This is a genomic window from Actinomycetota bacterium, assembly GCA_035540895.1.
Taxonomy (GTDB): domain Bacteria; phylum Actinomycetota; class JAICYB01; order JAICYB01; family JAICYB01; genus DATLFR01.
Window position 1 is genome coordinate 16,215 of sequence record DATLFR010000242.1, and the last position, 22,651, is coordinate 38,865.

The following is a 22,651-nucleotide window of genomic DNA, read 5'->3' on the forward strand; positions in this document are numbered from 1 at the left end:
TGCCTATCGGCGCCGACTACCAGAGCGAGGCGAACCGGAGGTTTCGCGCCCGGGCTGTCCTTGGGGCGGTCGCAGTCCGGCAACGGTGACGTCGACCAAGCGGCGGATGGAAGCGGTCGAGGACATCTGTCCGGCGGCGGTGAGCCCGTGCAGGCAGTAGTCGGCGAGTTCACCGACCGGTACGTCGTCTCGTACCGTGCCGTCCAGGATGGCTTCCCGAAGCACATCTTGGATCAACCCGCGAAGTTCGGCTCTGGCTGTGGCCGAGTGTCCAGGTTGGTGGAGGACCGCTGCTAGGTCCGTCCCGGTGTGCCTTTGGATCTCCCGGGTGATGTGGGCCCACGCGTTGAGTACGGCTGTCAATCGCTCGGTGGGTTGAGACTTCGCGATCGTCTCCCTTAGGTGCTGCAGATGCCGGCGGATCTCGCGCTCGTGCCACGAGTTGAGGATCGTGGGGATGTCGCTGAAGTACTTGTAGAGGGTGGCTCGTCCGATGCCGGCGGTGTCAGCGATCTCTGACATCGTGATCGAGAGCGGGCCTCGCTCAAGGGCCAGCCGGGCTGCGGCGTCGAGGATCGCGTCGCGGACCTCTTCGCGGTGCTTCTCGATGGTGTGGGTCCACAGACGTGGCATGGATATATCCTACGCTCCGTTGCCGGGCGGACGCTCCGTCTAGACAGAGACGGTATGTCTCGATAAGCTCTGCCGACTATCCGACGGAAGGGAGGAAACCCCGGTGGAGCATCCCCCGCCTTCATCGTCTTCTGAGGAAGTTACCCCTGGACCGGTGGTTCGCGGCATGCCGGTGTGGGTGAAGGTGTTCTTGGGGGTCATAGCCGGGCTCGTGTTGTTGTTCGTCGTACTGCAGATAGCGACAGGGGGGCGCCATGGTCCCGGACGCCACATGGGCAGCGGGGCCCATGGCGAGGCCACCCGTGTGGCGGAGGGTGCTATCGAGATTCCCGTGACGGCGCGCGAGCTCGCGTTCGATCCCTCCGAGATCACCGTGGATGCGGGCACCGAGGTGGCGATAGTCCTTACCTCGGTGGACATGCTTCACGACTTCACGATCGACGAGCTGGATGGGCACGTGGGCGCTGGGCCGGGGGAGACGGCCAAGGGGGGGTTCAGGGCTGAACCGGCCGGCCGCTACACCTTCTATTGCTCGGTTCCCGGGCATCGGGAGGCCGGCATGGAGGGCATCCTGGTCGTCCGGGGGTCTTCGACCCGTGGTGGACATCGGCCACCTGCCGGGGGCCACGACGGGCGATGAAGTCTGGTCTTCGGAAGGTGGTCCTGACCGCGCATCTGTTCTTCTCGGTCGGGTGGACCGGAGCCGTTTGCGCCTATCTCGCCCTGGGTCTTTCCGCATCTAGGAGCGCAGAGGCTGGAACGATTCGCGCGGCGTGGATCGGTATGGAGCTGGTCGGCTGGTTCGTCATCGTTCCGCTGGCCGTCGGATCGCTCATCACGGGGATCCTGATTGCGCTGGGCACCAGTTGGGGACTCTTCCGCCACTATTGGGTCATCTTCTCGCTGGCCCTCACCGTGTTCGCCGTCGTCATCCTCCTCTTGCACATGCCGACGGTTAGTGCGTCGGCGTCGGTGGCCCGCCAGGCCGATATCGACCGGCTCACCCAACTCGGTGGCGACCTCTTCCATCCTGGTCTGGGTCTGGCTCTTCTGCTCGTGATCCAGGTGCTCAACGTCTTCAAGCCACGGGGGATGACCAGACACGGACAGAGGGCTCGGGCTGCACGCGGTTCCACCGCAGTTCCCGGTGGCCTCGTCTGACCTTCATCGCTTCGCCGTCAGGCCACGCAAGGCTTCGGCGGACGTTCCGTGCTCCTGGGCCCACGTGGCCAGGTCGATCCGACGGGACAGGCCCGTCTTTTCGAACAGCTTGTGGATATGGGCCTTCACAGTCGACTCCGAGATGCACAGCGTCTCGGCGATCTGGCGGTTCGTCAGACCCTTCACGACCTTCGAGAGCACCTGGGCCTCCCGGTCCGAGAACACACGGCTGTTGCGGCCCTCGAGCGCCTGCGCGTAGGACTCCCGCCACGTCTCCCACTGTCTCGGTGACGACAGCCCGTAGCCGGCCCCCGCGAGCCGGATGATGCCCGGCCACTGCTCGGGGGCCACCTCGTCGCGCAGGATCCAGGCGTAGACGCCCGCCGGCAGCTTCTCGTAGCTGTAGCGCTGGGCCACCTTCCGCAGGACGCACACCGCGCGGATGTCCATCTCGGCCAGCTCGGCGATCGCGTCGGGGGCGAGGATGCAGTCCTCGCAGCCGACGAGGACGTCGACCTGGTCCTCGTCCTGCAGGTGTTTCCGGACGGCCTTCCATGATCGGGACCCGAAGGCGAACCGTAGATCCGGTTCGCTGGTGATGATCGCCTCGAGGGCTCGTCGGGCAAGGGCATCGGCGTCGCAAACCGCGACGGTCATCTTCTCGGCCATCCATAAACACCTGCTCTCTCATGCGTCCGGTACTCCCGGCTCATCGGTCGACCCGGTCGGCCGGTCCTCCATGGCCGATGGGATACGAACAAGTGTACGGGTGGGAAGGACATCGCTTATACGCGTGTGTCAAGCATTGCGCGTTCGGTCGGTGGAGCCGCGCCCGTGGGCCCCCGATCTTTGACCGCTCGGCCAATGGCAGGGTTCGCCTGACCTCGGGCTACAACCCTTGGCATGGGTGACACGACACGCAAGGCCTACAGCCCGAACGAGCTCGCGAGGCTCATCGGCGTATCGCCGGGGCATGTCCGGAATCTGATCCGGCGGGGGACGATCCCGTCCGTCCGCTTCGGCGTCCGGATCGCCGTGCCGGCGGCCTGGCTGGATGCCTACCTCGAGGGTCGTGACTGGGCGCCGATGCGGGAGGCCGCCCATGGATGACGTCCAGGTGGGCGAGTTCTTCGCGGCCCACGCCGAGGCATTCGAGGACATCCTCCTCGCTGAACGGCTGGCGACGGCCGACCTCCCTCAGACGTGCCCGCGGCTGTTCGAGGGGCTGCGGGGGCCGGGTGGGTGCATCGTCCGGGTGTTCGAGCCGGACGGGACGTGGCGGATCCTTCCTCACCGGACCGGGCCCTCGTCGCTGTCACCCACCGGCTTCGAGTGGGGCTACGCCGGCGCCGGACCGTGCGAGCTGGCTCACGCCGTCCTGGCGGCCGAGCTCGGGCCCATCGAGGCGGAGCTGTTCGCCGAGCCGTTCAAGCGCGAGGTGGTCGCCAGGCTGCCGAGCCAGGCCTGGGCGTTCACGGGCGAGTTCGTGCGCGCGTGGGCGCGACGAAAGGGGATCGATACATGAGCGAGACGTATGTGGCCGAGCCGGAGGTGCTGGACGTCGAGCCGGCCGAGGATTCGAAGGCGATCCGTCCGTGGGCGCCGGAGGGCCACCGGGACCTGGAGGAGCTCGAGGCGCTGGCCCGCGCGTTCACGGCCTCCGGCTACTTCCCGGACACGCACAAGATCAGCCAGGCCATCGTGAAGATCCTGGCCGGACGCAGCTTCGGGCTCCAGCCGTTCAACGCCATGAAGGCGATCAACATCATCGACGGAAAGCCGGAGCTGTCCTCGACAGCGATCGCGTCGCTGATTCGCCGCCATCCGGACTACGAGTACGAGATCGAGCGGCTAGACGACGAGGTCTGCACGATCCGCTTCTACCGGGTCCGCCGCGGCGGTGACCTCGAGCGTCTGGAGCCTGGGTCGACGTTCTCGTGGGCGGACGCCGAGCGGGCGGGGCTCGCGACGAAGCGGAACTGGAGGCAGTACCCGCGGGCGATGCTGTTCGCCCGCGCTATGTCCCAGGGGGCCCGGCTGCACTGCCCGGACGTCTTCGAGGGCGAAGTCTACGCCGAGGGCGAGATCGGGGACACCGTGGACTCTGACCTGGCCGAGGTCGAAGCGGCCGCGGTGGCGGAGGCCGACGGGCCGGCGGTGGACCTCTGGGAGCGGGACAACGACCGCTCGGTGGCCATGCGCCGGATCCACTATACGGCCGGACAGCTCGGCGTCACGCACGAGGAGCTGTCGGCATGGGCGTGCGGTGAGACGGGGGCCGAGTCGATGGCATCGATCTCGGCCGGCCTCCTGCGCGAACTCGACCAGGGTCTGCGCCGCGGCGAGGGTCCACGGCCGGAGTCGATCCCGGTGGCTCCGAACGGCCCCCACGTGCCCGCCGCGTCGAAGGGGGAGCGGGCCAGGCGGGAGGACTGGAACCCGGCCGTCAACGCGGCAGCCGCGCACCGTGTGCAGCCTGGCCTGTTGCGTGGCGCGTTCCTGGCCCGGTACGGCTTCGAGCCGGACGAGGCCACGATCGCTCAGGCTCGGGACTTCGGGACGTGGCTGGGTCTGTGGCTGGGCGCCGGCGGGGACATCGGCCCGGTCGCGCACGAGCCGGCCGAGGAGGCGTCGTGACGCATGGCGTGGCGTGCTCAGGCGGCTGCGGCCGCGAAGTGGACCCGCGGAGGGCCTGGCAGCGGTTCACGATGCTCCGTCACCTGGGGACCAAGGGTGGCGGCCGCCAGCGGACGAAGGCCGGCCGGGGGGTCCAGGAGTTCTACTGCACGCTGTGCGCCGACCGTCTTGACCACGAAGCCAAGGGCCAAGCGGTCGGCACTCCGCTGTTCGAGGCGTGGTGAGGCGGCCGTGAGCGTCCGGGTCATGGGCTGGGTCTGGGACCACTCCACGGCGGCGGGGAGCGACCTTCTCGTGCTCCTGGCCATCGCGGACAGCGCCGACCACGACGGCACCAACGCGTGGCCGTCTCTCGAATCGCTAGCGAGGAAGGCTCGCATCGACCGGCGGAACGTCCGGCGCTGCGTTCGACGGCTCGAGGAGCTGGGCGAACTCCGGGTGGAGCTGAAGTCCGGAGGCCCTCCGGATCGTCGCAGAGATCGACGAACGAACCGCTACACGGTTGTGATGTCGAACGAGGGGGCGCCGACGCCCTCTCGTGGAATCGACGAGGGGGCGCTGGTGGTCGGACGAGGGGGCGCTGGTGGTGATCACGAGGGGGCGCTGGCGCCCCCCGACCCGTCCTTTATCCGTCCAGAACCGTCCGGGGGCCGAGATGTCGAAGCTGTGGAAAACCCAAGCAACCCGGAAGCGGTCGCTGCCCTAATCCAGTCAATCAAGGACAAGCTCAGCCGCAACCGGGCCGAGGAGATCCTCGCTGAGAGCCGAGCGCGCGGAGGCCCCCGATGAGCGTGAAGCAGCTCTACCGCATGGCCGAGCAGGTGAAGGAAACGGAACCGCGGCTCGCTCGGGACCTGCGCCGGATTGCTGCCCTACTCGATCAGCTTCCGGGGAAGGTCGCCTACGCGGCTCGGCTCCGGGTCGATGGAGACCGGACGCCGCCCAGCATTTCGTACAGGCCGGTGCAGCACGGCGGGCGACCGAGTCGTTCTCTGGAGGCTGTCGAACTCCTCATCGATGCTCAGCGGGCCCTCGAGGAACTGTGCTCAAGAGATCTCGGATGACCCCCGGCTTCCTGTCCGCGGCCGCAGCTACGATTGGGGGTCGTCACGAATCGCCCGTATGGGAGCTGCGGTGCCAATGGACCTACCCGCTGAACTGCTCGCCCTGCTTCATCATGTCGAGCTCAACCAGGCCGGATGGCGTTCGCGTACCCTTCAGCGCCTCATCCTGGCTGCCATTTGGTCAGCGGAAGCTGCAGAGGTGGGCAACCTCCCGAGTCTCATTGCGGACCTCACCGACATGCCCGTAGAGCACGAGAGATTGCAGCAAGAGGCGGAGCGCCTGATGGATTCTGGCGAGATCGTCGAGCTACCTGACGGGCGACTGAAGCTCTCCGAGGAATGCCGGACATCGCTAAACGACGAGGTTCGCGTTGTTGAGGCGAATGAGGCCGATGTCCATCAAAGGTTCGTCACATGCCTTCGCAGCCATCAGCCCGACGCGGATGTTGATTCCACGTGGCGGGCATTCAATGACGAGTTCCTGGTGCCGCTCATAAAGGATCTTGGGGCGCGAACTTTTGAATTGCTCGCTCCGGGAGGGCCGCAGGCGGGAGAACTCAAAGGGTTTCAGTCACTGATGGAACCCCTTGCCAGGCGGTTCGGGGAGCCCTTCCGAGACGCAGCCCTGGCGTTCCTCGACCCAGCAAGTGCCGAGGTGCGTCAGTACCTCCTTCGGCGGCTCGATGCCTTCTTCGCGACCCAGGCGGAATCTCTCGACGATGCGACTCTCGGAGCTATCGGAGCGGCCAGAGGGGGCACCCCGGAGCTTCGAGTATTTCTCGATACGAACTTCGTGTTCTCGATGTTGAATCTACACGACAACCCCTCGAATGAGGTTGCCTCGCGCCTCACCGAACTCATCGGGCAGATTTCCAGCCACGTCCGAGTGAAGCTCTATGTGCTTCCCATCACCATTGAAGAAGCACGCCGCGTACTTAGCGCGCAAATCTACAACTTGGAAGGGATACGAGTCGGGGGTGCGTTGGCCAGAGCGGCAGTCAGTCTTCCGATGTCCGGCCTGGCAACGAGATACCTAGAGGAAGCATCCCGTTCAAAGTCATGGTTGAGTCCGCAGGACTTCTTCGGACCCTTCGAGCAGAATCTGGTGCCAATCCTCAAGGAACACGGGGTAGAGGTATTCAATGACCCTGCAATCGAAGGGCTGAGAACCGAACAAGCTGTGCTTGATGACCTTCTTACGGAGCAGGAGGCACAACAGGCGCGCCCTCAGGGGGCCAAGCCGTACGAAACGAATCTTCATGACATGGTGTTGTGGCACTTCGTACGGAGCAGGCGACCGCAAGTCCTTGAGTCACCCCTCGACGCAGGGTTGTGGATTCTGACTCTCGACTTCGGACTGATTCGGTTCGACCGTAGAAAGGCGCAGAGAGGCGACCTTCCGTCCTGTGTGGCACCCGCCATCTTGATGCAACTGTTGCAGTTCTGGGTTCCTCGGAACGCAAATCTCGAAGCAGCGATCGTGGCTTCGATGCGGCTGCCGCTGCTCTTCGCGCGGTTCGATCCGGAGGCCGAGCGGGTGTCAATCAGAATCCTCCGTCGCCTCTCTCGCTACGAAGACATCGGGGATCTGAGTAGCGAGACCATTTCCCACGTCTTGACGAACGAGGCGCTAAGGCAGCGCATTGGCCAAGGCGTCTCGGAGGCCGAAGAAGAGGCCCTGGTTGAGAAAGCGTTCATCGAGGAGACGCAACGTTTGGAGGACGATCTTCAACAGGAGCGTCGTGTCCTCCAGCAGGAGAGGGCAGCTGCCGGAGACCGCGAGAAGGAACTGGCGGATGCTGCAGATCAAGCGAGCCAGCAAGTCGCATCGTTACGCGAGGAACTCCAGCAAGCTACGACTCGAGCGGAAGCGCTGGATGAGACACTAGCTTCGACGCGCCAACAGGGGAGAGTGCTCGAATCGGAGTTGGGGAATGTGCAGAGAGAGGTGCGCGAGTTACAAATCGAACGTAACCGCAGACGTTACGCGACCCGCACTCTCCTCGCGCTTGGTGTAGCGGTCGTGGGCACCCTGGCAGTGGGAGAGCTTATGAGCGCCATCCAGCTTGAAGCCGCACTCTCTCGTGTTATCGCTGTCGCTAGCGGAGTGGTTCTGTGGATCATCTCGTCGTCCGTTGCAGTCAAAGGCGAATGGGTTTTGGGTGACTGGTGGTTCGCGCGGATGTTCGTTCAGGCCAAAGGGCTACTGGTAAGAGGCCTTGGAGGAATCGTGCTCGGAGTTGCCGCGACCGCGCTATACGAACTCTTGTGGGGTGGCTAGCGCGCCCGTCCCGGCAGCACCTCGTGGAGCTCAGCCACGACCCGAACATCGTCATCCGAAACTTCGCGTAGAACTATGGGCGGTTGATTCAGGGTCAAGGAGTCCGGTAACAAGCGGATCTCGCTATGTCTCCACGAGCCGTCATCTAGTTCTTCCTTGGCGCTCTCCCAGATCTTGACCGTGAAGCTGCCTCCAAGATCCGGATCCGCGATGTCGCGATGTTCAACGAGTAGGACTCGACCCTGACGCGTACCTTCTACCGGGTGACGGAACACACAGTAGGCGCCGTTCGGGATCCGTCGGTTCATCGACTCTCCGAGCACTTGGGCTACGAACAGCCCAGGCCCGGGTCTCGTTCGCCCGCTGGGGCGTACCCAAGCTTCTGCTTCGACCGCTCGGGCGTCGTCTCCGAAGGTCCCCGCGGCGGCTCGGAGCGTCATGAGTGGGATGCAGTTCTCGTAGGGTTTCGCTTCTGCCTCTGGGACGATCTCGAACGGCACAGTTGAAAGCACCGGAGCACCGGAGGCTTCCTCCGCGAACTCGAAGCCGAGCTGAACGGCCTGTTCCAGCACGGTCTGGGTCGCCTTCTCGGACTTGTCCGGCGGATAGCCGTGCTGGCGAAGGATCCGGCGGACCATGCGGCGGAGGTTCGCCCGAGCCGTCTCCTTGACCGTCCAGTCGATCGTGGCGTTGCGCCGGACCGTCTCGGTCAACTCTCGCGCAATCATGCGTAGGTTCTCGTCGCCCAGCACAGCTACGGCGCTGTCGTTGGTCTCCAGCGCGTCGTAGAAGGCGAGCTCCTCGTCGGTGAGGCCCAGGTCCTCTCCGCGGCGCTGTGCCTCGCGCATTTGGCGGGCCAGCTCGATGAGTTCCTCGATGACCTGAGCGGTCGTAATCGCACGGGCCTGGTACTTGCGAAGGGCCGACTCAAGCATCTCGGAGAAGGCGCGCGACTGGACGACGTTGCGCCGGGCCCGCGTCTTGATCTCGTTGTTGAGGAGCTTCTGGAGCAGCTCCACGGCCAGGTTGCGGTGGGGCATCTCGCGTACGTCCGCCAGGAACTCGTCGGACAGGATGCTGATATCGGGTTTCTTGAGCCCGGCTGCTTCGAATACGTCGATGACGCCTTCGGGGGCGATGGCGTCCGACACGATTTGCTTTATGGCGTGGTCGAGGTCTTCCTCGGGGGTGCGTTTGCCGCGCTCGGTCTTAACGAGGGCGGCCTTGACGGTTTGGAAGAACGCCACCTCGTCTCGGACGTCCAGAGCCTCGGGCCTCGGGACAGAGAGCGCGAAGGCCTTCGAGAGCTCGACGACGGCTTTGACGAACCGGTCCTTGCCGTCCGGTTGCTCGAGGACCTGTTCCTGCGCGGCGGGCAGGAGGCGCATCCGATCCGCGGGCGACCCGGTCAGGAAGGCGGAATAGTCGAAGCCGTGGAACAGGTCACGGCATACCTCGAAGCGGGCGAGCATCACTGCGACGGCCTCGTCCTGATTCACAGCTGCCTCGCCCTTGCCTCCGCTCTCGGTGTAAGTGACCAGCGCCTTGCGGAGGTCGTCGGCGAGGCCCAGGTAGTCGACGACGAGGCCGCCGGGCTTGTCTCGGAAGACGCGGTTCACTCGTGCGATGGCCTGCATGAGCGTGTGGCCGCGGAGGGGCTTGTCTACGTACATAGTGTGCAGGCTAGGCACGTCGAAGCCGGTCAGCCACATGTCTCGGACGAGGACGACGTTGAATGGGTCCTGGGGGTCCTTGAACCGCTGCGCGATGCCCTCGCGGCCGCGCTTAGGCCGGATGTGTCGTTGCCAATGCGCGGGGTCGGAGGCGGAGCCGGTCATGACGACCTTGATCTGCCCGTCGTCGTCGGAGTCTGAGTGCCAGGCGGGGCGAAGCTTGACGATCTCGTCGTAGAGGTCCACACAGATGCGCCGGGACATGCAGACGACCATGGCCTTGCCGTCCATCACCTCGAGCCGCTTCTCGAAGTGGTCCACGACGTCCTTGGCGACGAGCTCAAGGCGCTTGTCGCTCCCGACGATCGCTTCAAGCTGCGCCCACTTGCTCTTGAGTCGTTCCTTTCGGGTGACTTCCTCGCCTTCGGTGACATCCTCGAAGTCCTCGTCGATCTTTGGCTTCTCGCTGTCGGACAGATCGAGCTTGGCGAGCCGGCTCTCGTAGTAGATGGGGACGGTGGCGCCGTCCTCGACCGCTCGCCGGACGTCGTAGATGTCGATGTAGTCCCCGAAGACGGCTCGGGTGTCGCGGTCGTCGAGCTCGACAGGCGTGCCCGTGAAACCGACGAAGGTGGCATTGGGCAGGGCTGCTCGGACGTTGCGTGCGAACCCGGCGATGAACCCGTACTGGCTGCGATGGGCCTCGTCGGCGATGACCACGATGTTGCGGCGGTCTGACAGTTCAGGAAAGGTGTCGCCCTTCTCCTCAGGCAGGAACTTCTGAATGGTGGTGAAGATGACCCCGCCCGAAGCTCGCGAGAGCTCCCGCCGCAGGTCCGCCCGGTCCCCGACCTGCTTGGGCGCCTGCCGCAGCAGCTCCTCCGATGAGGCGAAGACACCGAAGAGCTGGTCGTCGAGGTCGTTGCGGTCGGTGATGACGACGATCGTGGGGTTCTCGAGCTCGGGGGCCAGGACGAGCTTGCCGGCGAAGAAGGCCATGGTGAGGCTCTTGCCCGAGCCCTGAGTGTGCCAGACGACGCCTCCCCGGCCGTCGCCCTCACCGTCCGCCGCTCGGAGCGTCGTGGCGAGCGCCTTCCGTGCCGCGTGGAACTGGTGGTAGCCCGCGATCACTTTCCGGACCTCGGCGTCGTCGTGGAACACGATGAAGTGGCGGATGAGGTCGAGGAACCGGGCCTTGTCGAAGACGCCCTTCGTGAGCACCTCGAGCGGGTTCGCAGTGACTAGCGCAAGCTCCGTCCCCTCGATCGTGCGCCAGGGCAGGAACCACTCGCGCGGAGCGGTTAGGGAACCGAGCCGGGCATCTACACCGTCGGAGACAACGACCGCTTCGTTGAAGCTTAGAAGGGAGGGGATCTCCTGCTTGTAGGTCTGGACCTGGCGGTAGGCGTCCCAGATGTCGGTGTCCTCGTCGGCCGGGTTCTTGAGCTCGATGAGCCCCAGCGGGAGACCGTTCACGAACACGACGACGTCGGGGCGACGATGGCTGTGCTCGTGGACGGTGTACTGGTTCACCGCTAGCCACTCGTTGTTGTCGGGGTTGTCGAAGTCGATGAGTCGGACGCGAACCCCCCGTACGCCACCGCCTTCACGAGGTACTTCGATCTGTGGCGGGTCGACGAGCATGCGGTGGAACGAGCGGTTGTTGACGTTGAGCGAAGGGGAGTCGGTCCGAAGGACCTTGCGTAGCGCCTCCTCCCGCGCTTGTGGAGGGGCATCGGCGTTCAAGCGGACGATCGCGTCTTGAAGCCGCTCTTCAAGGACGACCTGCCGGTAGGACCTACGCTCAGCGTTGGGCATCCCCGGAGCGATATGGCCGCCGGACCGGGTCTCGTAGCCGAGATCCCTGAGCCACTCCATGAGGGCGGCTTCGGCCACCGACTCATCGAACCCGGGGGTTGACTCTATCGTCATGTTGACCTACGCAGCTTCGGTCGCGACACGAATTTCGCCGGAGATGAGCTTCGGGAGCAACGTATCGCGCAAAGCCGCGAGCGTCCGCACTTCGCCGATGAGATGTTCACTCCTCTTGAACATGGGACCGACAAGGCCTTCGAACGCCGCCACAAGGTCGGCAGGCGGAACGGCGAACCGCGGGTGCTTAAGGCCGTCAACCGACAACATGTTGACGGTCGTGCCGTGTGTGTATCCGATGACCTCGTTTCGCATTCGGCGCTCGAGGAGAAGGTGGTAGATGAAGAGGCGCGTCAGGGGTGAACTCTCAAGAGCACGAACGCGGTAAAGGTGGTGGCTGAACAACGCGTCGTGGCCGAACGTGCCGGGCACGATCGCCGGGCAACCAATGAGTAGGTGGTTGTGGCCCTGCTCTGTGTTGGCGACGATTAAATCTCCAGGCTTAGCGAGATGACGTCCCTTGTACTCGCCGGCGTACCACTTGATGCCTTCGTACTTGTAGCCGCCGCCCTCAAGAACTGAGTTCAGGTTGTGGAGCGGCAGCCCCTCGCGCTCGCCGACCAAGCTCGCTCCCCGGTAGCTGAGACCTCGCACGACCTCGATGTGGTCACCGAGAGGTTCGGCCTGCCACCCTTCGGGAATCTGGCCGATGTCCGACTCCAGCAGGCCGTCGGGGAAGAGGTCCGTGATGGGGTTGGGGAGCCCGAGGTCGCGCCCTTCGGCCTTTGCGCGGATGGGATCGAAGTCAACGAACCAGGCCTTGAATATCGCCCGAGCAATCTCCGCGAGTGTCACGCTCATCCGTCGGTTCAGGTCAATCTTGTCGTCCAGAGCCCCGACCATGGTTGCGATGGCGAGTTGTTCGTCCTCGGGAATCGGCGGCCAAGTCAGGTCGGAGAGCTGTCTTGCGGATACATTCGGAAAGGTGGATCCGGTTGCTTGGGCCAGTAGCCCTCTGAGTTCGCCTTCAATCACCCCGCGGACAAGCGGCTGGAGGTGTGGCCGAGTCCTGTGACGGATTGCTGCCACCCCCCGGCCGATCGCGTACTCGCGATCTGCCCAGTTCATCCTTCCCGTGGTTGAGCCGCGAACGCAGAACAGGATGTCTCCGGTGCGGGCCAGCTTCCGGGCGTCGGTTGTGAACTGCACGGGAGACGGATGGTGAGGACCGAACTCAGTTGGGCCATTCAACAGGGGCACCCCCTCGCCTCGATCGTTGCAGGTCCCTCCCGGGGGGGACTGACCCATAACAATTTCGGCAACCTCACCGAGCGTTTTAGCCACTGCCAAGCCTTCCTAGATCCTCTGCGATTGTGGCGTCGAGCCTCGCGGCCTCAGCCTGCTGTTCAAAGAGGAGCGCGGTGAGACGTTTCATCTTCTCCTCGAATTGCTCTTCGTCTTCCTCCGCATCCTCGGCCCCCACGTAACGTCCGGGTGTGAGGACATGGCCGTGTTGACGGATCTCCTCCAACGTTGCCGACTTGCAGAAACCGGGGACGTCGTCATAGGCGGCAGCCGTAGCACGCCAAGCGTGGTAGGTCTCCGCGATCCGCGAGATGTCCTCGTCGGTGAGTTCCTTCTGGGTGCGGCTGACCATGGTCCCGAGCCTTCGGGCGTCGATGAACAATACGCTGCCCCGCCGGTTCCGCAGGGCCTTGCCGCCCTTGGTCGGCTTCCCGGTCTTGTCGCGTGCGACGAACCACAGGCATGCAGGAATCTGGGTTCCGTAGAAGAGCTGACCCGGCAGGGCGACCATGCAGTCGACGAGGTCGGCTTCAACGATGTTCTTGCGGATCTCGCCTTCACCGGAGCTGTTCGAGGACATGGAACCATTCGAGAGGACGAGGCCCAGCATGCCATTGGGTGAGAGGTGATGGATCATGTGCTGCATCCAAGCGAAGTTAGCGTTGCCCACCGGGGGGGTGCCGTAGCGCCATCGGACGTCATCCCGTAGTCGGTCGCCTCCCCAGTCGCTCATGTTGAAAGGTGGATTGGCGAGGATGAAGTCCGCCTTCAGGTCGGGGTGCAGGTCAGTGTGGAACGTGTCGGCCGCCCTCTCGCCGAGGTTGGCTTCGATGCCGCGGATGGCTAGGTTCATCTTGGCGAGCCGCCATGTGGTGGGGTTGGATTCCTGGCCAAAGATGGAGATGTCGCCGAGGCGTCCGCCGTGGGCGCGGATGAACTCCTCGGACTGCACGAACATGCCGCTGGATCCACAGCAGGGGTCGTAGACGCGGCCCTTGTATGGCTCAATCATCTCGACGAGGAGACGGACGATGTGACGCGGCGTGTAGAACTCGCCGGCCTTCTTGCCTTCCTTGCCGGCAAACTGGCCGAGGAAGTACTCGTAGACGCGGCCGAGCACGTCCTGGGACTGGTTGTCGCGTCCCCCGAGCCCGATCCCTGAGATGAGGTCGATGAGCTCGCCGAGGCGACGCTTGTCGAGCACGGGTCTCGCGTAGTCCTTCGGCAGCACGCCCTTGAGGGAGGGGTTTTCGCGTTCGATGGCGTCCATTGCGGAGTCGATGAGGGTGCCGATCTCGGGCTGCTTCGCGGCGGCCTGGAGCTTGTCCCATCGCGCGTCAGGGGGAACCCAGAAGACGTGCTCGGCCCGGTACTCGTCGGGGTCCTCGGGGTCTGCACCCTCGGTCTTCTCCAGCTCGAGGAGGTGTTGGTGTCGGGCCTCGAAGGCGTCGGAGATGTACTTGAGGAAGATGAGGCCGAGGACGACGTGTTTGTACTCAGCGGCGTCCATATGGCCGCGCATCTTGTCTGCGGCGGCCCAGAGCGTGGCCTCGAGGTTGAGCGGTTTGAACTTCTTGTTCTTCTTCTTCAGCCATGCTTCGACGGCGTCCTTCTCGAAGACGAGGGTCTCGTACCCGGACAGCGGCGCGGGGAAGTCGCTGCCCTGCTTCTTCCGCCACTGGGTGACCGCCGGTACCGAGACGCCCGCCATAGCCGCGATCTCGTCGATGCCGATGATCTGTGCCGCTCTCGTCGCCACGCGTGCTCCTTAATCGGGTTAAGGCAGCATTGCTTAACCCGGTTAAGCAGTCAAGACCCGAACTGTTGTTTGCACGCGTCCTCGCCTCGCGCTAGCATGGTCGCTATTGGGAGACGTTCACCCTTCGGCCGGGCCCCCAGCCCGGCTTCTTCCTTTCATGAAGACCCTCAACATCGACTCCTACCTGCACGAACAGGCGAAGGCCGACCCTGCCCCCGAACGCCGACGGCGACTCGAGGAGGCCCGCCGAGTGGGACACGACGTTCGCGGTGTCCGCGGCCTGCCTGGAGAACGGGAGAACGCGGTCCGGACGGCCCGGCTCTTGAAGGACAACGGCTGGAGCGTCCGTGACATCGCCGCCTTCTTCGACGGCTCCTACAGCCGGTCGCAGATCGGGCGCTGGGTCCGCGGGAGGTGAGCCGGTGCCGCGGAAGCCGCCGGGTCGCTGCTCGGCCCCCGGGTGTCCGCTGCCAGCCGGGGCCCGAGGCCGGTGCCGGACGCACGCCCTCGAGGCTGACCGCCAGCTGAAGCGACGTCAGCCCTACAGGGACTACGGCGCCGCCTGGCAACGTCGCCGGCGGCAGGTCCTGCGGGAGGAGCCGCTGTGCCGGGTGTGCGGTGCTCCGGCCGTGGACGTGGATCACGTCCGTCCCCTTCGGCTGGGTGGCGGACACGAGCTGTCGAACCTCCAGCCGCTCTGCCGGCGGCACCACGCGCAGAAGACGGCCCGCGGGCTGTAGGCGGCCCGGCCCCGGACCGGCGTACCACCGGTGGACGCCGGGGGCATGGACCGTCCGCCGAGGCCGGACGCGCGCCGGAAATACCTCCGGAAAAGTCGGGAGACCACGATGACTGGACCGAGGGGCGGACGCCCCCGTAAGCCGACGCGGCTGAAGCTTCTGCACGGCGACGAGCCGCGGCACGTCAACCACCGCGAGCCCCAGCCGGCCGTGGCGGACAAGCCCCCGGCGCCGTTCCGTGAGATGAGCGCCGAGGCGAAGAAGGTGTGGCGGTCGCTGGCGCGCGACCTGCACGCCGCCGGGTTGCTCACCCGCGTGGACCGCTGGTCGCTGCGTATCCAGTGCGAACGCCTGGCGCTGATCGAGCGGATCGAGGGCCTCGGCGTCCTGTCCCGGCTGCTGGTCCGGGACCGCGACGGCGACCTGCGCACGAACCCGCTGTGGCGGCAGTGGCGTGACGTCACCCGGGCCTCCGAGCTGTGGTTCCGCGAGTTCGGGATGACCCCGGCGAGCCGCAGCGGCATCGAGGTGCCCGACCAGCGCACCGAGGAAGAGCTCGCCCGGCTGCTCTTCGGCTGACCTGAGGCGGCTTTAGCCGCGTGGAGAGCGTGATGATCCGAGACCGCATCCTTGAGCTCCGCCGTGTGCCGGCGGGTCAGCTCGAGCCCAACCCGCGCAACTGGCGGCGCCATCCGGAAGCTCAGTCAAGGGCCGTCCGGGCCGTGCTGGAGGACGTCGGATACGCCGACGCGCTCCTGGCCCGCGAGGACGACGGCCGGCTCGTCCTGATCGACGGCCATCTCCGGGCCGAGACCACGCCCGACCAGGAGGTGCCCGTGCTTGTGCTTGATGTCACCGAGGCCGAGGCGGACAAGATCCTCGCCACGCTCGATCCGCTGGCCGCGATGGCCGAGCCTGACCCCGAGGCGCTGCGCGAGCTCCTCGAAGAGGTGGAGATACCCAGCGAAGAGTTGGCCCGCGAGCTTGATCGGATGGCCGAGGTCGAGCGGAGCGGCGGACGGACGCCAGCCGACGATCTCCCCGATGAGACACCCGCGGTCACGAAGCCGGGCGACCTGTGGGTGCTCGGCCCCCATCGGCTGCTCTGCGGCGACTCGACCAAGCCGGAGGACGTCGAACGGGTCATGGCCGGGAGGAAAGCAGCCCTGTTCGCTACCGACCCCCCCTTCGGTGTGCGGTACACAGGTGAGCGGCCGTCCCGCTCCAAGAAGGGCGGGGACTCGGGCAAGGACTGGACCGAGAAGGGTTGGCACGACATCCCCGAGGCCGAGTACGGAACGTTCCTGCGCGGATTCACGTCGGCCGCAGCGCCGCATCTCCAGGACGATGCGGCCTGGTACATCTGGCACGCCCACCGCCACGCGGGCCTGATCCAACAGGTGTGGCGCGTGTTGGACGTGCTGGACCACCAGCAGATCGTCTGGGTGAAGCCCGCGCCCATGTTCGCCACCGCGTACTTCAACTGGCGACATGAGCCCTGCCTGTTCGGATGGCGGCGGGGCCACCGTCCGGATTGGGTGGATGCCCATTACGCGGCCAAGGTAACGAGCGTTTGGGAGGTGTCCTACGACGAGGGGCGGCGCAAGCAGCAGGCCGAACATCCCACGCAGAAACCGGTCGAGCTGTTCGCGATCCCGATGCGCATCCACACGCATCCCGGCGATGTCTGCTTCGAGCCGTTCTCCGGATCGGGGTCGCAGCTCGTCGCCGCGGCGCAGGAGGGCCGGGTGTGCTGCGCGATCGAGCTCGAGCCGAGGTTCTGCGACCTGGCTGTGCGCCGGTGGGAGGAGTTCACCGGTGAGGAGGCTGTCCTCGAGGAACCCGCCGGCCGATGACGTGGCTCCACCCGAGATCCGGTTCGATGAAGAACGGGCCCTGTGGGCGGAGCGGTTCTTCGAGCGGCTTCTCCGCCACACGAAGGGCCGATGGGCCGGGCAGCTCTTCCGCCTGGCCGACTGGCAGCGCGACGAGATCATCCGGCCGTTGTTCGGCACCGTCCGACAGGGCGAGGACGGCGAGTGGACACGTCTGTTCCGGATGGCGTGGCTCGAGCTGGCCCGCAAGAACGGCAAGAGCGAGCTCCTCGCCGGGATCGGGCTGTACCTGCTCATCGCCGACGGCGAGGAGGGGGCCGAGATCTACGGCGCGGCCCGGGACCGCGACCAGGCGTCGATCGTGTGGGACGTGGCGCAGCGGATGGTCGAGCTATCCCCGTACCTGCAGGGGCGGCTTCGGATCTTCCGGCAGACGAAGCGGATCGTCGACGAACGGACGTCCAGCTTCTACCGGGTCATCGCGGCGGACGCGGCCGGGAACTTGGGCTGGAACCCACACGGTGTGTTGTTCGACGAGGTGCTCACCCAGCCCAGCCGCGACCTGTGGGATGCGCTGAGGACGGCGATGGGATCCAGGACTCAGCCGCTGATGGTGGCGGCGACGACGGCCGGCAACGACCCGTCGAGCTTCGCCGCCCACGAGCACGAGGAGATGGCCCGGGTTGCCGAGGACCCGGCCCGGGCGCCCCACGTTTTCGTCTACATGCGCAACACGCCGCGGGACGCCGACCCGTGGGACGAGTCGAAGTGGCCGCACGCCAACCCGGCCCTCGGGGACTTCCTCGACATCCGGGCGCTGCGCGAGGAAGCCGTGGAGGCCCACAACGACCCGGCCAAGGAGAACGCGTTCCGGCAGTACCGGCTGAACCAGTGGGTGCAGCAGACGACGCGCTGGATCCCGCTGCACCTGTGGGAGGCGTGCGCGGACGGCGAGCTGTTCCCGCGTCCGGACTGGCCGGACCGCGAGCTGGCCGGGCAGGCCGCCTTCGGAGGCCTCGACCTGTCCTCCAAGGAGGACCTGACGGCGCTGTGCTGGTTCTTCCCGGACGTGCGGAACACGGCTGTGTGGCGGTTCTTCCTCCCAGAGGAGCGGCTGGGTGACCTCGACCGGCTCACCGGGGGCCAGGCCGCGGTCTGGGCCCGGGAGGGCTGGCTGACGCTGACGGAGGGCAACGTCATCGACTACGAGGCGATCTACGCCCAGGTCGAGGAGGACGCCCGCCGCTACAAGGTGACGGGGATCTCGGCCGACCCGTGGCTGCTCGAGCCGGTGCGGCAGGAGATCGGGAAGCGGACCGGGATCGAGATCTCGCAGGTCCGGCAGACGTACGCGGGGATGTCCGAGCCGCTGAAACAGCTCATGGTCCTGGTCCGCAGCGGCGCCCTTCGCCATGGCGCCAATCCGGTGGCTCGCTTCTGCGCTGACTCGGTCGAAGTCCGGCAGGACGACGCCGAGAACATCAAGCCGGTCAAGCCGGACCGCGGCGCGTCCGGACGCCGCATCGACGGCATCGTTGCCCTGGCCATGGCCATCGACGCAGGGATCTTGCGGCGCCCGCGACGGAGGAGAGGAGCGGCGTTCTTCTGATGACCGAGATCTACGAGCCCGGGCACCCGCTGTGGTGGGTCCGCCGCCTCGAGGAGCGCCTCGCTTCCCGGCGCGGCCACCTCGAGAGGTACGCCCACTACTACGCCGGCGACCACGACCTGCAGTTCGCGACCGAGAAGTTCAGGGAGGCCTTCGGCGGGCTGTTCCGTCACTTCGCCGACAACTGGTGCGACCTGGTCGTGGATGCGGTGGAGGAGCGGCTCAACGTGGACGGTTTCCGCCTCGGTGACGACCCGGCCGGGGACAAGGGCGCGTGGGAGATCTGGCAGCGCAACCAGCTCGACGCCGACAGCCAGATCGCGCACACCGAGGCGCTTGTCCACGGCATCTCCTACGCGCTCGTGTGGTGGGGCGAGGACCGTCGGCCCGCCGTGAACGTGGAAAGTCCGTTCCAGACCGTGGTTGCCTTCGAGACCGGCAGTCGCCGGCGCCGGGCGGCCGCGCTGAAGAAGTGGCGGGACGACCAGGGCTACGAACTGGTCACCCTGTACCTGCCACAGGAGATCTACAAGTGGCGTGGCCGCCACCGCGTCTCCGACGGGCCGCAGGTCGGGAGCGTCGATCCGATGCGGCTGGTCGAGCGCGAGGTGGCGGACGAGCCGTGGCCGCTGCCCAACCCGCTCGGCGTCGTGCCGGTGGTCCCGCTGGTGAACAAGCCGACGCTGGGGGCCGAGGCCGGGCAGAGCGAGATCCACAAGGTCATCCCGATCCAGAACGCGGTGAACAAGCTGACCGCCGACCTCCTGGTGGCTTCGGAGTACGCGGCCTTCCGGCAGCGATGGGCGACCGGTCTGGAGATCCCGCGGGACCCGGAGACGAACCAGCAGATCGAGCCGTTCCGATCCGCGGTCTCCCGACTGTGGATCTCCGAGGACCCGGAGACCAGCTTCGGAGAGTTCGGGGAGACGAACCTCGAGAACTACGTGAAAGCCATCGAGATGCTCGTCCAGCACATCGCATCGCAGACACGCACGCCGCCGCACTACTTCTTCCTGCGCGGCCAGTTCCCGTCCGGGGAGAGCATCAAGGCGGCCGAGACCGGACTGGTCACCAAGGCGCGCCGCAAGATGCGCCACTTCGGTGAGGGCTGGGAAGAGGTCATGCGCCTGGCGCTTCGGGTGGCCGGCGACGAGCGCGGCGCGCAGGCGTGGGGGATGGAGACGATCTGGGCCGACCCCGAGTCCCGGACGGAGAGCCAGCACGTCGACGCCATCCTGAAGAAGCTCCAGCTCGGCGTCCCGCAGCAGCAGCTCTGGGAGGACGCCGGCTACACGCCCCAGCAGATCGAGCGCTTCCACGCCATGCGACGACGCGAGGCCCTGGAGGCATCGACGGCCGGCGGGGACCTGCGTCGCCTGTTCGACGCGGATTCCGAGCCTGCGCCCGTCTCTCCGGAGAGGCTTCGGTAGTGAACCGCAGTCGTCCTGGAGATACCCTGGCACGAGGACGTCCAGATCTGCGGAGGGCATATGCGCCGGGAGAGAAGGCTGTCGCGATGCCCATTGATGTATGTGACGTTTGTGCTCATAGCGTTTGTGTGGGCGGGCTGCGGCTCAGGCGAACCAGTGACGACGACGGGGTCAGAGATATCCACGGAGCTGAGGAAGCGACTTGGAGATACTCAGGGCGCTCCTGTCCGAGACGCATACTGCCCCAATGAGCGCCTAGTCGAGGGTGACACCGTCACGTGCCGAATCGTCTTCGGCGACGGGTCGTATCGAGACTTCGACGTGACGGTTGGTGAGCGGGATGGAGACGTCCACTTGGAGATTGACGTTGCACGCTGATGAGACTCCGCCGTCCGACGTAATGAGTGAGCAGCCCCGCCCGCCAGCCGTGCCGCGATGGGTTTCGCTGGTTCTCCTTGGGCTCCTGCCTTTGGCTTTGGCCTCGTGCGGTGGCTCTGATGTTGGTCGAGAGGTAGAAGAAGATAGCTCCACACGCGGCGACCTGGCCGCCCAAGACATGGAGGAAGCCGATCGAGCCTGCCGCGCTGTAAATCTCTATCTTGGAGAACTGCATCCTACGCGGCAGGCAATGGCCGAGCGCATCCTCTCGAGGAATCCTTCGTCGACCGCTCCGGGCCCTATTTCTCGCGAACTCTGGGGAAAGCTTGAAGACGTCGCTGCCCAAGAAGATCTCGACTCCGGTGGCAATGCTGGAACACTCTTGGTGGAGGCCTTCGAGCAGTGCATGTCCCTTGGCCTGTGGGCGGGGGGGCAGCCCACGGCGGAATCGCCCTCGGTGCCGCCGAGGACGGGCAACGATTACCTCACGCCGAGCGTCTTCAGCAGTTTCCTCGATCTGATTGCAGAGGAAGCGTCCCGACAGGTTGGCGACACTGTCACTCGCGATGGACTCACTTGCCATCCCCCAGAAGAAGGCGCTCGGGAAGGAGAACCCTTCTATTGCCAGTTCGCAGGGAGGAAGGGGAGTGGCGAACTCGAGGCAGTCATTCAAGACGCAGATGGAGGCCGGGTTTCCGTGAAGATTCTTCTCTACGAGAGTGTCTGAGGACTCCGTCGCTCAACTCGATGTAGCGAAGCGCGCGTTTCTGTCGCTGACGAACCGGGAATCGACCATCGAGCGAGCTGGCCGCGCAGCAATCGGAGCGGCTACTCAGCGCAACTACCTCTACCGACCGGGTCTCTCCCCCCACGAGAGGCAGGTTGTCCGCCGAGGGTGGGTAGCTGAACTCTTTGAGATGGGGAAGAGGTACCGCACCCCCCTCTCGCGTGCAGACTACGAGAGTGACGTGCTCTCGCTACAGGCGAGGATGAACGAATGGCATGCTCCAAGTTTCCGAGCTGACCCGCATCCTCGGTACGCCTATGCCCCTGGATTCCGGCTATCTCACTCTCAGAAGAGCATCGGCTTATACCTCAAACATCTTTGGTGCCTCGATCTTATCCCTGAGCCCCCGGCTTGCCCCGTAGACCGCATCGTTCTACTGGCCGCCGGTGTTAGGCCGGCCGACGCGCGGTGGGCCTACATGAATGACGTCGAGGACTTCCGCAAGAAGGTCGCAATCCTCGAGGGTTGCGCGGAAGTCGCACGCGTCACGCTGCCAGTGTGGGAGTTGACACAAGGGTGGCGCGTCGGACGTGGAGCGCCGTAGGGGGCGACCGCTCCTACTCACTGCTCCAGCGCCGCACACGAGGTCGCGCCTTGCCGCTGCCGTCGGCTTTGCGCGTTCGGGTTCACCTCAGGAGGATTCGCGATGGCGGCACGCCGCGAGAGCATGGCCCTCACCGACGCGTACCGGCGCGCCCTGGTCCGGGTGAGAGGCAGCGCGACGCGGATCCTGCTCGACCTGTTCGACGCTCGCGTGCGGGTCGACGACATCGACCGAACGGTCCGGCGCTGGACCCCCGCGGCCGCCGAGACCGTGGTGGCTGGCCAGAGAGAAGCCGTCCGGCTGACTTCCGCCTACCTGACCGCGTACATGGCAAGCGAGACCGGGGAGCCACAACCTCCGCAGGACCTGGACCTGGAGGCCTTCGAGGGTACGGCCGGCGGGCTCGAGCTCGCGGCTGTCCTCAGGCTCACCGGGGCGGCCATGAAGCACGCGTCTGCGGCCGGGCTCCCGCCGGCTGCGGTCCGGCTGGCCGGGGAGGCCCGGGCCGTGCGGACCGTGCGCGCTGAGGTGATGGGCGCGGCCCGCCGGGCGCTCGCCGATGCGATGCACGCGGATCCGCGGATCGTCGGCTGGACCCGTGTCACGTGGGGGACCTGCGGCGCTTGCCTCGGCCTGTCCGGGACGAGTTTCGCGAGCAACGTCCGGATGGATACCCACCCGAACTGCCGGTGCGTGGCCGAGCCCCGCGTCGCCGGCGTACGTGAGCGGTGGCGGCGTCCGACCGGTGAGGAGATCTTTGCCCGGATGTCCCGAGCCGAGCAGGACGCCCTGTTCGCCGGGCGCGGGGGAGCCGACAAGGCCGATCTCGTCCGGTCGGGCGCCGTCCCGCTCCACCGGCTCGTCCGCCGCTACGAGCACCCCGAGTGGGGGTCGGTGCTGTCCGAGGCGCCGCTGGCGGAGCTGCAGAAGACGTCCTGAAGGA

Annotated in this window: 20 protein-coding genes and 1 pseudogene; 16 read left to right on the plus strand and 5 right to left on the minus strand. The window is 66.0% G+C overall.

Annotated elements, in window-relative coordinates; all coding sequences use genetic code 11:
• Nucleotides 1–3: 3 nt before the first annotated feature.
• Nucleotides 4–633 carry a TetR/AcrR family transcriptional regulator gene (locus tag VM840_13500; protein ID HVL82599.1) on the minus strand — a complete coding sequence of 210 codons (630 nt, stop codon included), beginning with the start codon at nt 631–633 and terminating at the stop codon, nt 4–6.
• A gap of 178 nt (nt 634–811) precedes the next feature.
• On the opposite strand from VM840_13500, the gene VM840_13505 reads away from it, so the two are divergent.
• Together VM840_13505 and VM840_13510 are read left to right on the plus strand one after the other, a co-directional pair.
• Nucleotides 812–1,273, plus strand: a complete 462-nt coding sequence (locus VM840_13505) for a plastocyanin/azurin family copper-binding protein (protein ID HVL82600.1) — start codon at nt 812–814, stop codon at nt 1,271–1,273.
• A gap of 17 nt (nt 1,274–1,290) precedes the next feature.
• Nucleotides 1,291–1,794: a DUF2269 domain-containing protein gene (locus VM840_13510; protein ID HVL82601.1), complete on the plus strand. Its 504-nt coding sequence runs from the start codon at nt 1,291–1,293 to the stop codon at nt 1,792–1,794.
• Nucleotides 1,795–1,797: 3 nt separating this feature from the next.
• On the opposite strand, the gene VM840_13515 is transcribed toward VM840_13510, so the two are convergent.
• Nucleotides 1,798–2,463, minus strand: a complete 666-nt coding sequence (locus VM840_13515) for a response regulator transcription factor (GenBank protein HVL82602.1) — start codon at nt 2,461–2,463, stop codon at nt 1,798–1,800.
• Nucleotides 2,464–2,697: 234 nt separating this feature from the next.
• Between VM840_13515 and VM840_13520 the strand changes: the two genes are divergently transcribed.
• The 7 genes from VM840_13520 (at nt 2,698) to VM840_13550 (ending at nt 7,776) form a co-directional block, all read left to right on the plus strand.
• On the plus strand, nt 2,698–2,904 hold the full coding sequence (locus VM840_13520; protein HVL82603.1) for a helix-turn-helix domain-containing protein: 207 nt from the start codon (nt 2,698–2,700) through the stop codon (nt 2,902–2,904).
• Entirely contained in the window at nt 2,897–3,319 is a 423-nt protein-coding gene (locus VM840_13525) for a DUF6166 domain-containing protein (GenBank protein HVL82604.1), read from the plus strand. Before VM840_13520 ends, VM840_13525 begins: the two co-directional genes overlap by 8 nt.
• Complete coding sequence (locus tag VM840_13530) at nt 3,316–4,431, plus strand: hypothetical protein (protein HVL82605.1); 1,116 nt, start codon at nt 3,316–3,318, stop codon at nt 4,429–4,431. Before VM840_13525 ends, VM840_13530 begins: the two co-directional genes overlap by 4 nt.
• Nucleotides 4,428–4,655, plus strand: coding sequence for a hypothetical protein (locus VM840_13535; protein ID HVL82606.1), 228 nt, complete (start codon nt 4,428–4,430; stop codon nt 4,653–4,655). Before VM840_13530 ends, VM840_13535 begins: the two co-directional genes overlap by 4 nt.
• A 7-nt stretch (nt 4,656–4,662) precedes the next feature.
• Nucleotides 4,663–5,220, plus strand: coding sequence for a helix-turn-helix domain-containing protein (locus VM840_13540; protein ID HVL82607.1), 558 nt, complete (start codon nt 4,663–4,665; stop codon nt 5,218–5,220).
• Nucleotides 5,217–5,495: a hypothetical protein gene (locus VM840_13545; protein ID HVL82608.1), complete on the plus strand. Its 279-nt coding sequence runs from the start codon at nt 5,217–5,219 to the stop codon at nt 5,493–5,495. Before VM840_13540 ends, VM840_13545 begins: the two co-directional genes overlap by 4 nt.
• 199 nt (nt 5,496–5,694) lie before the next feature.
• Nucleotides 5,695–7,776 carry a hypothetical protein gene (locus VM840_13550; protein ID HVL82609.1) on the plus strand — a complete coding sequence of 694 codons (2,082 nt, stop codon included), beginning with the start codon at nt 5,695–5,697 and terminating at the stop codon, nt 7,774–7,776.
• Between the two features lie 533 nt (nt 7,777–8,309).
• On the opposite strand, the pseudogene VM840_13555 reads toward VM840_13550, so the two are convergent.
• From VM840_13555 to VM840_13565, 3 genes and pseudogenes are all read right to left on the minus strand, one after another.
• A pseudogene (locus VM840_13555) lies at nt 8,310–11,381 on the minus strand (type I restriction endonuclease subunit R).
• Between the two features lie 6 nt (nt 11,382–11,387).
• The gene (locus VM840_13560) at nt 11,388–12,530 is read right to left on the minus strand and encodes a restriction endonuclease subunit S (protein HVL82610.1); all 1,143 of its coding nucleotides are present in this window, start codon (nt 12,528–12,530) and stop codon (nt 11,388–11,390) included.
• A 127-nt stretch (nt 12,531–12,657) separates the two neighbouring features.
• Entirely contained in the window at nt 12,658–14,148 is a 1,491-nt protein-coding gene (locus VM840_13565; GenBank protein HVL82611.1) for a class I SAM-dependent DNA methyltransferase, read from the minus strand.
• Between the two features lie 394 nt (nt 14,149–14,542).
• On the opposite strand from VM840_13565, the gene VM840_13570 reads away from it, so the two are divergent.
• From VM840_13570 to VM840_13600, 7 genes are all read left to right on the plus strand, one after another.
• The gene (locus VM840_13570) at nt 14,543–14,803 is read left to right on the plus strand and encodes a hypothetical protein (GenBank protein ID HVL82612.1); all 261 of its coding nucleotides are present in this window, start codon (nt 14,543–14,545) and stop codon (nt 14,801–14,803) included.
• Between the two features lie 430 nt (nt 14,804–15,233).
• The gene (locus VM840_13575; protein HVL82613.1) at nt 15,234–15,704 is read left to right on the plus strand and encodes a P27 family phage terminase small subunit; all 471 of its coding nucleotides are present in this window, start codon (nt 15,234–15,236) and stop codon (nt 15,702–15,704) included.
• A 32-nt stretch (nt 15,705–15,736) separates the two neighbouring features.
• Nucleotides 15,737–16,981 (plus strand): DNA modification methylase, encoded by a 1,245-nt coding sequence (locus tag VM840_13580; protein ID HVL82614.1) that lies wholly within the window; start codon nt 15,737–15,739, stop codon nt 16,979–16,981.
• On the plus strand, nt 16,944–18,569 hold the full coding sequence (locus tag VM840_13585; GenBank protein HVL82615.1) for a terminase TerL endonuclease subunit: 1,626 nt from the start codon (nt 16,944–16,946) through the stop codon (nt 18,567–18,569). The genes VM840_13580 and VM840_13585 overlap by 38 nt, the downstream gene beginning before the upstream one ends.
• Nucleotides 18,569–19,999: a phage portal protein gene (locus VM840_13590; GenBank protein HVL82616.1), complete on the plus strand. Its 1,431-nt coding sequence runs from the start codon at nt 18,569–18,571 to the stop codon at nt 19,997–19,999. Before VM840_13585 ends, VM840_13590 begins: the two co-directional genes overlap by 1 nt.
• A 628-nt stretch (nt 20,000–20,627) precedes the next feature.
• Nucleotides 20,628–21,104, plus strand: coding sequence for a hypothetical protein (locus VM840_13595; GenBank protein ID HVL82617.1), 477 nt, complete (start codon nt 20,628–20,630; stop codon nt 21,102–21,104).
• A 706-nt stretch (nt 21,105–21,810) separates the two neighbouring features.
• Nucleotides 21,811–22,647 carry a hypothetical protein gene (locus VM840_13600; GenBank protein ID HVL82618.1) on the plus strand — a complete coding sequence of 279 codons (837 nt, stop codon included), beginning with the start codon at nt 21,811–21,813 and terminating at the stop codon, nt 22,645–22,647.
• The last annotated feature ends 4 nt before the right edge of the window (nt 22,648–22,651 follow it).